General features: G+C 69.2%; 11 protein-coding genes and 1 pseudogene. 5 read left to right on the top strand and 7 right to left on the bottom strand.

Going from position 1 to position 13,699, the window contains the following annotated elements; translation table 11 throughout:
* Positions 1 to 294: 294 nt before the first annotated feature.
* On the top strand, positions 295 to 3,828 hold the full coding sequence (gene mfd / locus AB0J04_RS00970) for a transcription-repair coupling factor (protein ID WP_363166224.1): 3,534 nt from the start codon (positions 295 to 297) through the stop codon (positions 3,826 to 3,828).
* 130 nt (positions 3,829 to 3,958) lie between these two features.
* Here the strand turns inward: mfd and AB0J04_RS00965 are convergent, their stop codons facing one another.
* Positions 3,959 to 4,144 carry an antitoxin gene (locus tag AB0J04_RS00965; RefSeq protein ID WP_363166223.1) on the bottom strand — a complete coding sequence of 62 codons (186 nt, stop codon included), beginning with the start codon at positions 4,142 to 4,144 and terminating at the stop codon, positions 3,959 to 3,961.
* A 193-nt stretch (positions 4,145 to 4,337) separates the two neighbouring features.
* Between AB0J04_RS00965 and AB0J04_RS00960 the strand changes: the two are divergent.
* From AB0J04_RS00960 to AB0J04_RS00950, 3 genes and pseudogenes are all read left to right on the top strand, one after another.
* Positions 4,338 to 4,805, top strand: a pseudogene (locus AB0J04_RS00960) (HNH endonuclease family protein); the annotation flags it as partial.
* Between the two features lie 183 nt (positions 4,806 to 4,988).
* Positions 4,989 to 5,711 carry an HNH endonuclease family protein gene (locus tag AB0J04_RS00955; RefSeq protein ID WP_363166355.1) on the top strand — a complete coding sequence of 241 codons (723 nt, stop codon included), beginning with the start codon at positions 4,989 to 4,991 and terminating at the stop codon, positions 5,709 to 5,711.
* A 56-nt stretch (positions 5,712 to 5,767) separates the two neighbouring features.
* A complete protein-coding gene (locus AB0J04_RS00950; protein WP_363166222.1) occupies positions 5,768 to 6,250 on the top strand; it encodes a diadenosine tetraphosphate hydrolase in 483 nt (160 codons plus the stop codon).
* A 43-nt stretch (positions 6,251 to 6,293) separates the two neighbouring features.
* Here AB0J04_RS00950 and AB0J04_RS00945 read toward each other — a convergent pair whose 3' ends face one another.
* From AB0J04_RS00945 to AB0J04_RS00930, 4 genes are all read right to left on the bottom strand, one after another.
* Complete coding sequence (locus AB0J04_RS00945) at positions 6,294 to 6,824, bottom strand: hypothetical protein (protein WP_363166221.1); 531 nt, start codon at positions 6,822 to 6,824, stop codon at positions 6,294 to 6,296.
* Positions 6,821 to 7,750, bottom strand: a complete 930-nt coding sequence (locus AB0J04_RS00940; RefSeq protein ID WP_363166220.1) for a hypothetical protein — start codon at positions 7,748 to 7,750, stop codon at positions 6,821 to 6,823. The genes AB0J04_RS00945 and AB0J04_RS00940 overlap by 4 nt, the downstream gene beginning before the upstream one ends.
* 360 nt (positions 7,751 to 8,110) lie before the next feature.
* Positions 8,111 to 8,515 (bottom strand): cupin, encoded by a 405-nt coding sequence (locus AB0J04_RS00935; protein ID WP_363166219.1) that lies wholly within the window; start codon positions 8,513 to 8,515, stop codon positions 8,111 to 8,113.
* The gene (locus AB0J04_RS00930; RefSeq protein ID WP_363166218.1) at positions 8,512 to 9,927 is read right to left on the bottom strand and encodes an MFS transporter; all 1,416 of its coding nucleotides are present in this window, start codon (positions 9,925 to 9,927) and stop codon (positions 8,512 to 8,514) included. Before AB0J04_RS00930 ends, AB0J04_RS00935 begins: the two co-directional genes overlap by 4 nt.
* 87 nt (positions 9,928 to 10,014) lie before the next feature.
* Here AB0J04_RS00930 and AB0J04_RS00925 point away from each other — a divergent pair, with 87 nt between their 5' ends.
* Complete coding sequence (locus tag AB0J04_RS00925; RefSeq protein ID WP_363166217.1) at positions 10,015 to 10,683, top strand: TetR/AcrR family transcriptional regulator; 669 nt, start codon at positions 10,015 to 10,017, stop codon at positions 10,681 to 10,683.
* Between the two features lie 76 nt (positions 10,684 to 10,759).
* Here AB0J04_RS00925 and AB0J04_RS00920 read toward each other — a convergent pair whose 3' ends face one another.
* A complete protein-coding gene (locus AB0J04_RS00920) occupies positions 10,760 to 12,508 on the bottom strand; it encodes an XRE family transcriptional regulator (RefSeq protein WP_363166216.1) in 1,749 nt (582 codons plus the stop codon).
* A complete protein-coding gene (locus tag AB0J04_RS00915; RefSeq protein ID WP_363166215.1) occupies positions 12,505 to 13,635 on the bottom strand; it encodes a hypothetical protein in 1,131 nt (376 codons plus the stop codon). The genes AB0J04_RS00920 and AB0J04_RS00915 overlap by 4 nt, the downstream gene beginning before the upstream one ends.
* Positions 13,636 to 13,699 lie beyond the last annotated feature (64 nt).

Raw genomic sequence — 13,699 nt, 5'->3', positions numbered from 1 at the left:
TCGAGACGGACGGGGGTCTTCTCGGTGCCGGGTTTCGTTGTCCGCTCTCGTCGACAGTCTTTCGTCTGTCTTCGTCCGTCTTCGTCGGGTCCGTCTTCGTCGTCTGTCTTTGTTGTCTGTCTTTGTTGTCTGTCTTCTGGGGGTCCGCACCCCTCACCGTTCCCAGGGTTGTCCACAGCCCCCGGCGAACCGCAGCGCCCCGTCGTACCCTGGACACCCCCGGCCCGTGACACGCGTCGGGCCCTTCGCGTTGCGAGCCACAAACCCCCGACCCCTCGGACGGAACAGCCCTCCATGAGCCTGCACGGTCTGCTCGACGCCGTCGTCAAGGACACCGCCCTCGCGGAAGCGATCCCCGCGGCCGCAGACGGCAACCGCATGCACGTCGACCTGGTCGGCCCCCCGGCGGCCCGCCCCTTCGCAATCGCCGCCCTCGCCCGGGAGAGCGCCCGCACGGTCCTCGCCGTCACCGCCACCGGCCGTGAGGCCGAGGACCTGGCCGCCGCCCTGCGCTCACTGCTCCCGCCGGACGGCGTCGTGGAGTACCCCTCCTGGGAGACGCTCCCGCACGAGCGCCTCAGCCCCCGCAGCGACACCGTCGGCCGCCGCCTCGCCATCCTGCGCCGCCTCGCCCACCCGCGCCCCGACGACCCGGAGACCGGCCCGGTCTCGGTGGTCGTCGCGCCGGTCCGCTCGGTGCTCCAGCCGCAGGTCAAGGGCCTCGGCGACCTGGAACCGGTGGCCCTGCGCACCGGCCAGACGGCCGACCTGAACACGATCGTCGAAGCCCTCGCCGCGGCCGCCTACGCGCGCGTGGAGCTCGTCGAGAAGCGCGGCGAGTTCGCCGTCCGCGGCGGCATCCTGGACGTGTTCCCGCCCACCGAGGAACACCCCCTGCGCGTCGAGTTCTGGGGCGACGACGTCGAGGAGATCCGCTACTTCAAGGTCGCCGACCAGCGCTCCCTGGAGGTCGCCGACCACGGCCTGTGGGCCCCGCCCTGCCGTGAACTTCTGTTGACGCAAGAGGTGCGCACGCGTGCGCGTGCCCTCGCCGAACAGCACCCCGAGCTGGGCGAGCTGCTCGGCAAGATCGCCGAGGGCATCGCCGTCGAGGGCATGGAGTCCCTGGCCCCGGTGCTCGTCGACGACATGGAGCTGCTGATCGACGTCCTGCCCAAGGGCGCGATGGCCGTCGTCTGCGACCCCGAGCGGGTACGCACGCGTGCCGCCGACCTCGTCGCGACCTCGCAGGAGTTCCTCCAGGCGTCCTGGGCGGCCACGGCCGGCGGCGGCGAGGCCCCCATCGACGTCGGCGCGGCCTCCCTGTGGTCCATCGCGGCCGTCCGCGACCACGCGCGCGAGCTGAACATGATGTGGTGGTCGGTGTCGCCGTTCGCGGCGGACGAAGAGCTCGACGCGGACACCCTGAAGCTCGGCATGCACGCCCCCGAGACCTACCGCGGCGACACCGCGAAGGCCCTCGCGGACACCAAGGGCTGGCTGGCCGAAGGCTGGCGCGTCGTCTTCGTCACCGAGGCGCACGGCCCGGCGGCCCGCACGGTCGAGGTGCTCGGCGGCGAGGGCGTCGCGGCCCGGCTGGACGCCGACCTGACCGACCTCGGCCCCTCCCTCGTGCACGTCTCCTGCGGCTCGATCGACTACGGCTTCGTCGACCAGGCGCTGCGTCTCGCCGTCCTCACCGAGACCGACCTGTCCGGCCAGAAGGCGGCCGGCAAGGACGGCGCGCGCATGCCCGCGCGCCGCCGCAAGACCATCGACCCGCTCACCCTGGAGGCGGGCGACTACATCGTCCACGAGCAGCACGGCGTGGGCCGCTACATCGAGATGGTGCAGCGCACCGTCCAGGGCGCCACGCGCGAGTACCTGGTCGTGGAGTACGCCCCCGCCAAGCGCGGCCAGCCCGGCGACCGGCTCTACATCCCCACCGACCAACTGGAGCAGATCACCAAGTACGTCGGCGGCGAGGCCCCCACCCTGCACCGGCTCGGCGGCGCGGACTGGACGAAGACCAAGGCGCGCGCCAAGAAGGCCGTCAAGGAGATCGCCGCCGACCTGATCAAGCTGTACTCGGCCCGGATGGCCGCCCCCGGGCACGCCTTCGGCACGGACACCCCCTGGCAGCGCGAGCTGGAGGACGCCTTCCCCTACGCGGAGACGCCCGACCAGCTCACCACCATCGCCGAGGTCAAGGACGACATGGAGAAGACGGTCCCGATGGACCGTCTGATCTGCGGCGACGTCGGTTACGGCAAGACGGAGATCGCGGTCCGCGCCGCCTTCAAGGCCGTCCAGGACGGCAAGCAGGTCGCCGTCCTCGTGCCGACGACCCTCCTCGTGCAGCAGCACTTCGGCACCTTCGGCGAGCGGTACGCGCAGTTCCCGGTGAACGTGAAGGCCCTCTCCCGCTTCCAGACCGACACGGAGGCGAAGGCGACCCTGGAGGGCCTGCGCGAGGGCTCCGTGGACGTCGTCATCGGCACCCACCGCCTGTTCTCCTCCGAGACCAAGTTCAAGGACCTCGGCCTGGTCATCGTCGACGAGGAGCAGCGCTTCGGCGTCGAGCACAAGGAGCAGCTGAAGAAGCTCCGCGCGAACGTCGACGTCCTGACGATGTCCGCGACCCCCATCCCGCGCACCCTGGAGATGGCGGTGACGGGCATCCGCGAGATGTCGACGATCACCACGCCCCCGGAGGAGCGCCACCCGGTGCTCACCTTCGTCGGCCCCTACGAGCAGAAGCAGATCGGCGCCGCCATCCGCCGCGAACTGCTGCGCGAGGGCCAGGTCTTCTACATCCACAACCGGGTCGAGTCCATCGACCGCGCGGCCGCGCGACTGCGCGAGATCGTGCCCGAGGCGCGCATCGCCACCGCCCACGGCCAGATGTCGGAGACCGCGCTGGAGCAGGTCGTCGTCGACTTCTGGGAGAAGAAGTTCGACGTGCTCGTCTCGACGACGATCGTCGAGTCCGGCATCGACATCTCCAACGCCAACACGCTGATCGTGGAGCGCGGAGACACCTTCGGCCTGTCCCAGCTGCACCAGCTGCGCGGCCGGGTGGGCCGAGGCCGCGAACGCGGTTACGCGTACTTCCTCTACCCGCCGGAGAAGCCCCTGACGGAGACCGCCCACGAGCGGCTCGCGACCATCGCCCAGCACACGGAGATGGGCGCGGGCATGTACGTGGCGATGAAGGACCTGGAGATCCGCGGCGCGGGCAACCTCCTGGGCGGCGAGCAGTCCGGCCATATCGCGGGCGTCGGCTTCGACCTGTACGTCCGGATGGTCGGCGAGGCCGTCGCGGACTACCGGCGTCAGCTGGAGACCGGCGGGGTCGAGGAGGAACCGCCGCTCGAGGTCAAGATCGAGCTGCCGGTCGACGCGCACGTCCCGCACGACTACGCGCCCGGCGAGCGGCTCAGGCTCCAGGCCTACCGCTCCATCGCCTCCGCCAACTCGGAGGACGACGTCAAGGCCGTCCGCGAGGAACTCGTCGACCGCTACGGCAAGCTGCCGGAACCGGTGGAGAACCTGCTGCTGGTGGCGGGGCTGCGGATGCTGGCACGCGCGTGTGGCGTCGGCGAGATCGTGCTCCAGGGCGCCAACATCCGCTTCGCGCCGGTGGAGTTGCGCGAGTCGCAGGAGCTGCGCCTCAAGCGGGTGTACCCCGGTTCGGTCATCAAGCCGGCCGCGCACCAGATCCTCGTGCCCCGTCCGAAGCCCACCAGGGTCGGCGGCAAGCCGCTGGTCGGACGCGAACTCCTGGGCTGGGTCGGCGAGTTCCTGGCGACGGTGCTGGGGTCGTGACCGGCCCTGCCCGTCTCTGGCCGTCTCCTCAGGTTGTTCAGGCTGCTCAGGGCACTCACAGCACTCAGGCCACCGGCCGGACGATCCGTCCGCCGGTGGCCTCGGGTGGAGTCGAGAGTTCAGACAGGCCCTAAGGCTTCTCGGGCCGGTCCTCGTCCATGCCGAGCCGCTCGTGCAGCTTCTGCTGTGCGGAGTCGACCTGGGACTCGTGCTTGTTGCCCGTCTTCTCGTTGACCTGCTTCTCCGCGGCGTCGGACATGTTCCTGGTCTTGCCGTGTGCCGCCTTGTTGCTCTTGAACCTGTCGAAGATGCCCATCCAGAACTCCTTCCGGGGGTGACTCTCCACTGACGATATTCCCGAGATGCGAGAGATGCCCACTTGAGTGAGATGTGGTCTGGACCTCCCGGCTGCCTCCGCGCGCCCCCTCGCTACCGTGTGTGCGAGACGCCGTCGGGGGAATCCGCCCTGGGCGGGGTGGCGGCGGGCGGGCAAAAAAGAGGAGGGGCGCGTGAAGCGTCTGAGGGGTGGGGCGGCGGCTGCCGTCGTACTGATGTGCGCAGCGACGGCGGCCGGCTGCACCGAGCAGACCACCGGCTCCGGTTCGGCCGGGGCGCAGCCGTCGGCGAGCGGCGGGGCGGCTCTCGCGGCGGCCGAGTCGCTGACCGTGAAGGGGCGGGCCCCCAAGACCGGCTACGGGCGGGACAAGTTCGGCTCCGCCTGGGCGGACACCGACTCCAACTCCTGCGACACCCGTGACGACATACTCAAGCGGGACCTGGCGGAGGTGAAGTACACCGGCGGTACCTGCAAGGTGTCCTACGGCGTCCTGGAGTCGGACCCGTACTCCGGGAAGGACGTGACGTACCGGCGGGGCAGCAGCAAGGTCGACATCGACCATGTCGTCGCCCTGTCCGACGCCTGGCAGAAGGGCGCCAAGTACTGGGACGCCAGTAAGCGGATAGCCCTCGCCAACGACCTTGTGTTGGCTGTGTAGATGTCTCACAGTGATGTGTCTCAGGATCGGGGCATCCGTGCTGCGAGGCCGTGTCTCACGCGGCTCGTGTTCGGACTCGGTAGTAGTGCGGGGAATGGCGGGGAAGTGACAGGACCGACGGTCCGGGCTGCTGCTCGGGGCAGGGCCGCCAGTTGTGCCGTGCTGATGCTCGGGGCGGCGCTGACAGGCTGCACGGGAAGCGGCCTTTCCGGCGGGAGTAGTTCACCCGAGGGCGGAGCGTCGGCCTCGAACGGACAGGGAGCCAGTCCTCTGGCCGATCCGGATGGGACGAAGCCTGGCCTGGCGGCGATCTCCTCGGAGAAGGACAGGGCGACAGCGCGTGAACTCATCTCCAAACTGTCCACCAAGGGGCGCGGGCCGAAGACCGGGTACGACCGTGACAAGTTCGGCTACGCGTGGATGGACACAGCGGACGGCGTGCCCCTGGCGCGGAATGGTTGTGACACGCGGAACGATTTGCTGAAACGTGATGGCCAGGACGTCAGGTTCCGGGCCGGTTCGGACTGCGTGGTCGTGTCGATGAACCTGTACGACCCGTACACGGGCAAGGACATCGCCTGGAAGAAGACGAAGGCCGCGGAGGTACAGATAGATCACGTGGTGCCGTTGTCGTACGCCTGGCAGATGGGCGCCGCACACTGGGACAAGCAGAAGCGGCAGCGGTTGGCGAACGACGTGCTGAACCTCCTGCCCGTCTCGGGCTCCACGAACTCGGCCAAAAGGGACTCTGGGCCCGCGTCTTGGCTGCCGCCCAACAAGACGATTCGCTGCTCGTACTCGGTGCGGTTCGCGCAGGTGGCGGAGAAGTATGGCCTTCCTGTGACGGTGGCGGACAAGAGCATGATGCTTCGCCAATGCGGAGGCTGAGTGTCGCCGGTACGCCGAACGAACCTGGGGCATCGCGACAGGATAACTTCGGGCCCGTGGCTGTTGACTGGCGGATGGACCGGATCGGGAGCGCTCTGCGCGGTCAAAACCCCACTGTGCTCAGGCGCTTGACCGCGGGGTTCGCAGTGATCGGCGATGTGCAGTTCCTGCCGGGCTACTCGGTGCTTCTCGTGGATGATCCGGAGGTCGAGAGACTGTCGGACCTGCCCAGGGCCAAGAGGCTGTCGTTCTTGTCCGACATGGACCAGCTCGGAGAGGCGGTCGAGCGAGCCTGTAGGCGTCTGGACACGGAGTTTCGCCGGGTCAATCTGGAGATTCTGGGCAATACCGATGGCTTCCTGCATGCGCACATATGGCCACGATTCAACTGGGAGCCCGCCGACGTGGTGGGACGGCCGGTCTGGCTCTACGCACGTAACAGGTGGACGGACGAGCAATTCGCACTCGGTCCCCAGCATGAGCCGCTGCGCGCGGTGATCGGGGACGAGCTGGATGGGCTGCGCGCGGCGAACTCATGAGTGGCTGGCACAAGGGTGGAGGTCGTAGAGGTGGTCTGCGAAGTTATGTCTGTTCCGAAGCCGCCTCGGAAGACGTCCTGGTTCCTTTCAGTTGCCTGACAACCCGCTCTGGTCCTCCCGCGACCTGAGCCTGTAGTCGGCGAGCGTCCGCCTCCAACTCGGCGTTCCTGAGTGCGAGCACCTGGATCTGGTTCGCGTACGCCCCGACGGTGGCACGCAACTCCCGGATCTCCTCCGCCTTCTCCCGGCGGAGATCCCGCTCGGACTGCTTCAGGCGCGCGATCTCCTGCCGGAGTTCGTCGGACTCCGGACGCCTGGCCTTGGGAGAGCTGAGAATCCCCTTGATTACTGCCGCGACGGGAGAGCGGTAGTACGAGGCTCGGGAGACGCCGGACTCGGCGCAGATGTTCACCGCCGAAGTCCGGCCGTCGGTGATCTCGGGGTGGCCGAGCATGAGCTGCTCGAAGGCGCGCATGATCTTGTGGTCGATGTCAGTCAGGCCTGGGTTCTCCCGGGCGAGACGGTCGAAGGCGGTGCGGACGACTCGGAGGGTGTCGTCCATGGCATCGGTCATCGTCGGGTGTCCTCGTGGTCGATCTCGGCGATCAGGTGGGTGAGCGTGGCCAGGTGCTCGGTGATGGCGAGCTGCTGGAGTCGCGGGAGGTCGGTTGCCTCGCCCAGTTCGGCTTGCGCCATGTCGTGCGCCCGTTCCAGGCGGGGCAGGTGGACGGCGGAGCGCCGTGAGTTGGGGCAGCGCATGCACATGTCGAGCATGGGGACGGGGCGTCCCAGAGGCTTGGCCCGCTTGCGGCACACGGCTGTCTCAGCCTGATAGAAGCAGTCGTTCAGCACGCCGGGGTGCAGGGTCTTCGTCAGGTGGTGCAGCAGCGTCCTCAGGCGGGAGGGGCTGGCCACCACGCCCGCCAGGTCGCCGAGTTCGCTGCGAATGCGGTCGAACTCGGCCTCGATGCGCTGGGCGGCGCCGCCCGCGGAGCGTCCGCCCTCGTTCCAGTCGTGGTAGAGGTCTTCGACGTAGTCGAGCTTGGCCACGGCTTCCTCGGCGGCGACCTCATCGGCGAAGCCGGAGGCGGAGGTCCCCGCGTACCCCTCGAACATGGTGATCGCGGTGTGCTTGTACTGGCGGGCGCCCGCGACCACCCCGAAGGGCTGGTGGGCGATGTGCCAGGCGAGGGTACGCCGGAACTGCCTGGTGTCGAAGGCCCAGGGAAGCGCCGTGGGCGCTGGCGCGTCTTCCTCGGCTTCGTCTTCCTCGGCTTCGTCTGCCTCGTCCGGGGAGTCCCCGTTCGGGGACGTCGTCGTCAGCGGGATGTAGAGCTCATCCGCCGTGCTGAAGAGCGCGTTGAGGTGGTTGCGGAAGGCTCGGATACGCCGGGGCACGTTGGTGAGGAGTACGTACCCGTTGCGGCCGCCGCCGTCGTAGCCGAAGAGGTGGCCGGGGTCGTCGTTGATCTCCTTGAGAACGGCGACGGCGCGGTGCACGACATCCAGGACGACTCACTCGGCTTCGTCCCCGCTGAGCTTGCGGTCCTTCCCCTTGTAGACCCGGCCACGGAGTTTGTACTGGGGACGCCCGTCGGCTCCGGTCTCGGTGGTGGCGCAGTCGCGGTCCAGCTCACGAACTACTGGCGGGAGGGGGTTATTCCGACCGTGCACTATTCCCCGATATCGCTCGCCCCGACTGATGACACTGAGTATGTGACGCCCGGGGCTCTGGGCTCTACCAGGGGTGGACGGATCCCAGGGGACGAATCAACGAGGAGGCATCCTGCGGCGGCCGCCTTCCCCAGACCAGTTGCCGCTGGGTGGCCCGGCGGCAGGCTCGGCCGGGTCGCCCCGCTGTCAGCGAGTGTCGGTACGTTTTTCGAGGCGCGTGCCGTGGCGAAGGGTGATCGACATCAGGTCGCTGGGGGCGTCCAGCTCCAGGCGGTGCCAGCGGCCACGGGGGATGATCACGGCGGTGCCTGGCTGCAACTGCACCATGTCCTCGGTGTCGTCGGGCCTGGCGGGACGGAAGTAGAGGCGGACACCGCCGGTCAGGCAGCACACCGCCTCCTCGGCCTGCGGGTGCATCTCCCAGTGGTCGGCGTGTACGTCGGCGTCGGTCTCCACGTGGAATGTCGCGAGCTGCCAGGCGCCGGAGTCGCTGTTCGTCATCTGCCGTTCGGCGGCTTGGACATCGCCGTCGGGGTGGATGTGCAGCGCCGAGGCGAACAGGTCGATGGGTGAGAGGGGTGTTGTCGTCATGACGGCGTTCCTTCCAGTCGGTTCTCTGCGGTGGCGGGTTGCAGGGCGGGTGTTTCGGCCTGGCGGCGGGGCAGCACGTTGATCGCCACGACGGCCGCGATCACGAAGAGGACGGCGGCGATGGCAAGACCCAGGGCGTAGCCGTCGTTGATTGCGGCGGGGTCGGTTGTCGTGCCGGTGCGGTGTGCGGCGATGGTGGCCAGGGCGGCCAGGCCGATGCAGCCGCCGAGTTGGCGGGAGCTGTTCATGAGGCCGGAGGCCATGCCGGCCTCGTGGGGGGCGACGCCGGTGGTTGCGGCGGCGACGATCGGGGCGATGACCAGTCCGACGCCGGTGCCGGTGATGATGCAGGGGCCGAGCACGTCGGTGAGGAATCCGCCGTCGGGGCTGATGAAGGCGAACCAGGCCAGGCCTGCGGCGGCCAGCAGGGCGCCGGGCACCAGGGACGCACGGGGGGTGCGTGCCGCGGTGACGCGGGTCGCGATGAGGGTGCCCGCGATCAGGCTCGCGGAGAAGGGCAGGAACGCGGCACCGGTCGCCGCGGCACCCATGCCCAGAACCTGCTGCAGGTACAGGGACACGAAGTAGAACGCCGCGAACTGCCCGGCTGTGGAGAAGAACACCAGCACGTTGGCGCCGGCGACCCAGCGGCTGCGCAGCAGGCCCAGGCGCAACAGCGGTGCGGAAGTCCGGGATTCGGTGACGACGAAGGCGGCCAGGAGCATGGCTGCGGCGACGAGCATCGTCCATGTGGCCGGGGAGTCCCACCCTTGGGCGTCGGTGCGCACAACACCGGTCACCAGCAGTCCGACTCCACCGGTGGCCAGGACGGCACCGAGCACATCCAGCCTCTCGCGCCGGGCGGGGCGTGCTTCGGCGGGCACGCCTGCGCGGACCAGCGCGAGAGCCACCGCGACGATGGGCAGATTGATCAGCATCACCCAGCGCCAGCCCGCGTACTGGGTCAGCAGCCCACCCGCCAGCACGCCCAGCGCTCCGCCTGCGGCGTTCACCCCGCTCCACACCCCGAGCGCGCGCACGCGCTGCGGGCCCTCGGGGAAGGTGGTGGTGAGCATCGCCAGCGTGGCCGGCGTGGCCGCGGCGGCTCCCAGGCCCTGGCCGGCGCGGGCGGCGATCAGTTGCCAGGGTGCCTGGGCGAGCCCGCCCGCCAGTGAGCACAGCCCGAAGACGGCCAAGCCGAGCACGAACAGCCGTCGTCGGCCGTAGAGGTCGCATGCGCGGCCTCCCAGCAGCAGAAAGCCGCCGAGCGTGAGCGCGTAGACGTGCACGACCCACGACAGGTCGAGCGGTGCGAACCCCAGCGCGGTGCGGATCGCGGGCAGGGCGACGTTGACCACAGACAGGTCCAGGGCGACGGCGAACTGGGCGACGGCCACGGCTGCCAGCACCATTCCGGGTCGCCCTCGCGAGTTTTTATACATGTAAGGAAAATAGCGTCAGAGGATCGACGTTGTCGACACCTGGGGGATGATGAGGGCATGCCGCAACCGCCAGCACCGCGCAAAACCCTCGGCCGACCTCCCCGTATCTCCCGCGAGGAGGTCGTCACAGCGGCCCGTCGGATCGTGGACGCGGAAGGCGTGGACCGGCTGACCATGCGGCGGCTGGCCACGGAGATCGGCAGTACGCCGATGGCGCTCTACCACCACGTCCGCAACAAGGAAGAACTGCTCGTCCTGTTGCTGGACGACTACGCAACGCGGACGCTGCACCGACCCGAACTGCCCGCTCAGCCCCGCGAGCGGATCGTCGTCGCCGCTGCCACGATCCACGAGGCGCTCGCCGCCTGCCCGTGGATCGTGGAGGTGCTGACCGCCGACGACCTGATGGCCACATCCGCTCTGTGGTTTGTCGAGCAGATCGTTGACGGCCTGGTCGAATGCGGCCTGTCCCCCGAGCGGGCAGTACACGGCTACCGCGCGATCTGGTACTACACCGCCGGAGAGATCGTGGTCCGCGTGACAGCGGCCCGGCGGCGCACAGACGATGACCGTCCCACCTACCGGGAGCAAGTCTTCGCCGATCTCGACCCGGGCGAGCTACCCCGTTTGGCACAGGTCGCGGACCACTGGGCACCGCTGACCGCCGAGGACACCTACCTGGACGGGCTCCGAGCCCTGGTAGACGGCCTCCTGGCTCCCTGTTGACGTGCTCATTCAGTTCATATTCTCAAGCGCCGATCCGGTGCCAATGCCTCCACCTCAGATCCCCACGAAGCCGATCTCATGATCGCTGCGATCTGCTGCTGGTGACCTCCTCGGCGCGGGCGGCGAGGTATTCGGCCCAGTCACGTCTTGCGTAGGCGACCCAGCGGAGCGCGGTGTGGCGGTGCATCCCGGTCACGTCGGCGAGGATCGGGCTGGGAAGATCAGCCGCGAGGGCGGCCAGTGCCCCGTTGCGCGCGGTGCGAACCAGGATGCCGTGCCGTTTGAGTTTCTGGGTCATGCCGTGCGTCGAGATCGGCTTGCCCGGGACCATGCCAGGGAAGAGCCAGCGAGGGCCTGGGTGGGCTCGCGAGAGCTGCGGTCGCAGTTGGGGCTGTTCGGCAAGTTGTCGAAGGAGCTCGGCGAGCCGTGGAGGCAGCAGGACGGGGTGGCGGCCCAGGACCAGGTGGGCGTGCTTGTCACCGAACTTGAGGTGTTCAGGCGTCAGGTGGCAAAGACGTTTGGTGGACAGGCCGAACAGCAGGGTGATCGCGCCGCCGGCCCGGACGTCCGTCGGCAGGGCATCGTCGGTCAGGCAGCGTTGGAGGAGCCGCCAGCGAGCCTCGTCGTCGAGTAGGTTCTGGGGCTCCTGGCTCGGGATGGAGGGGACGGTCAGTTCGCAGGTGAGCCGGCGGCTCGTGGTCCATTTCAGGAAGTAGCGGATCAGGTAGCGCCGCTGGCTGGTGGCCCCGGCGATCCAGTCGTCGACATGCTCCTGAGCGAGGTCGGCGAGGGCCAGGTCGCGTTGGTCCATCCAGGCCAGGAAGTCCAGGGCGACGCTGACGCGGCGCCGCAGGTCACGGTCGGCGGAGGCGGGATGGCGGCGCATGGCGGCCCGCTGGCGTGCTCGCCGAAGCAGGAACCAGTGCAGGAACGGGCGGGCGAGGCTGGCGTGCGCGGCCGGCTTGTCCGCGAGTTCGTGCTCCAGCCAGCCCGGGATGCGTTCGATGTCCTCGTTGCGTTCCTCCAACACACCAGTATGGACGAGGAGTTGACGGATGTATCGCTGGTTCCGGCTGGGCGGGAACTCATCCAGCAGCTCGTGGCTGAGCTCGTGCCCTTCGGACGCCAGCCGGGCGAGGAGCTTGGTGTTCGGGCTCTCCTTGAGCCACTGGATAGCAGGGAATGGTGAGGGAGCGTCCGCCAGTGCGGCCGCGAGCGGTTCCAGCTGTGGGTTGATCGTGCCGTCGGGCCCGGCCAGCAGGGCGTTGACCCGCTCGGCGAGGACGCAGTGAGCGCATCGGCCGCGGCTGTGAGGATTGCCTGCCCGGCCGCACCGCTTGCAGATGTAGTCGGCGAATCCGACACATGGTCCGCAGATCTCGGCGCCGTCGTCATCCCGCGCGATCAGCGGCTGGACCATGCCGCAGCGCGGGCACTCGGCCGGTGAGCGGAGCACGGCGGTGTAGCACGTCATGCAGACCGGCCCGATCGGCCAACGGGTGTTGACCGGCTTGGTTCGGCCACAGCGGGCGCACGGCTCGCCGGTGCGATGACGCTGATAGCAGGTGGCGCAGATCGGCTGGCCCTGTTCGTCGCGGCTGGCGCAGGGGCGGACCCTGCTGCAGATCGAACAGGTCGCGTCGGGGCCCTGGTAGCAGCCGTCGCAGAGGTCCGGCTGCCCGTCTCGCGCGTTGCGGGCGATGCGCTTGAGCTGCCCGCACCTGCCGCAGAGCCTTCGTGGCCGGCGATGGCGGTTGTAGCAGAGGTGGCAGAGTGCGCCGTCGTCGTCAACGAGGGCGGCGGCCGCGGTCTTTCCGCAGCTCACGCAGGTGTGTCCTGCTCGCCGGAGAGCGCCGACTTGATTTCCCGCGCGGTCAGTGCGGCCTGGCCGTCGTCGAGTCGGTCGCCGTCGTCCGACAGCACCACAGGTGGGGCCAGCGCAACGCCCAGCGCCTGTGCAAGGCCCGCCTCCACCGCCTGGTCGTGGGTCTCTTCGTGGGCGCCGATGTCCGCGTAGTGCTGCGCGGCGACCGGCCGGGTGTGGCCGGAGGCGAAGTCCTCAAGAACTCCGCCGGCCCGCAGGTACTGACGGGACTTGACGGTCTTGCGCACCCGCCGCAGGTCGAGGGCGACCGGAGTACCGTCGCGGTCGGTGAGGCGGTCGAGCCCATGCTCGGACATCCACTGCCGCGTCACCGCCGACCGGCCCTGCGGACCGTCGAAGGATGCCCGGGCCTGCCCGTGACCACCGACGTCGCACCACAGCGCGTCGCTGCCGATCAGCGCACGCGTCCGTTTCGTCAGACGCAGGGCCAGCCGGATCACGCCACCGGGGAAGCGCAGCGAGCCGCCGTCGGTGACCCTGACCGTCTTGTGTGTAGAACCCGGGGCGCGCTTCTTGGCGTAGGCGATGCTGACGTAGCCACGTGCCGGACTCGCCAGGCAGTCGGAGCGCAGCTGCCGGATGCACTCGGGTTCCATGCCGGTCTGGCAGGCGAGCAGAAGCAGGAAGGGCACCAGGTCCCTTGCGGTGAGGTGGAGACGACCGTTGAGCTCCTCTCTGCCGCCCCAGGGGCGAAGGATCTTGTACGAGGCGTCGTCGGCGGTCAGCGGGCCGTGGTGCGCGACGTACCAGAGGACGTTCTCCAGCCGGTCCCAGCCGTGTTGGTGCGGGTCTCGGCCCGTAGCCGCCAGCTTCTCGCCCTCCAGGATCCGGTCGCGGACGCGGGCGACGTCGTCCCGGGCGGCGGTCTCCAACGCGTCGAGTACCGGGAACGGATACGCGTCGAGGGGTTTGGACGCCCGGTGGGCCGACGCCGACGTGAAGCCCAGGCGTGCGTGAAAGGCGGCTCCGAAGGCGTCAGGGTGTGCCTCGTGCACCAGCTTCAGCAGCCGCACGAGGTACGTCATGGTGAGGTACGGCTGGTCCCGGCGGAGCTGGGCTGTGCTCACACCGGCCGGTTCTGCTGCTCGATGTACTGCCTGACCACGGTGAGCGGGGCGCCGCCGACGGTTC

It is taken from the genome of Streptomyces sp. NPDC050263 (assembly GCF_040655955.1).
In the GTDB taxonomy this organism is placed as follows: Bacteria; Actinomycetota; Actinomycetes; order Streptomycetales; family Streptomycetaceae; genus Streptomyces.
Note: the sequence above shows the minus strand (reverse complement) of the source record. Positions and strands in the feature narration are given on the sequence as shown.

Bases quoted from the DNA above. Each gene is read 5' to 3' on its own strand.
- mfd (WP_363166224.1), top strand. From the start codon at position 295: ATGAGCCTGCACGGTCTGCTCGACGCCGTCGTCAAGGACACCGCCCTC.
- AB0J04_RS00965 (WP_363166223.1), bottom strand. From the start codon at position 4,144: ATGGGCATCTTCGACAGGTTCAAGAGCAACAAGGCGGCACACGGCAAG.
- AB0J04_RS00955 (WP_363166355.1), top strand. From the start codon at position 4,989: ATGCTCGGGGCGGCGCTGACAGGCTGCACGGGAAGCGGCCTTTCCGGC.
- AB0J04_RS00945 (WP_363166221.1), bottom strand. From the start codon at position 6,824: ATGACCGATGCCATGGACGACACCCTCCGAGTCGTCCGCACCGCCTTC.
- AB0J04_RS00935 (WP_363166219.1), bottom strand. From the start codon at position 8,515: ATGACGACAACACCCCTCTCACCCATCGACCTGTTCGCCTCGGCGCTG.
- AB0J04_RS00930 (WP_363166218.1), bottom strand. From the start codon at position 9,927: ATGGTGCTGGCAGCCGTGGCCGTCGCCCAGTTCGCCGTCGCCCTGGAC.
- AB0J04_RS00925 (WP_363166217.1), top strand. From the start codon at position 10,015: ATGCCGCAACCGCCAGCACCGCGCAAAACCCTCGGCCGACCTCCCCGT.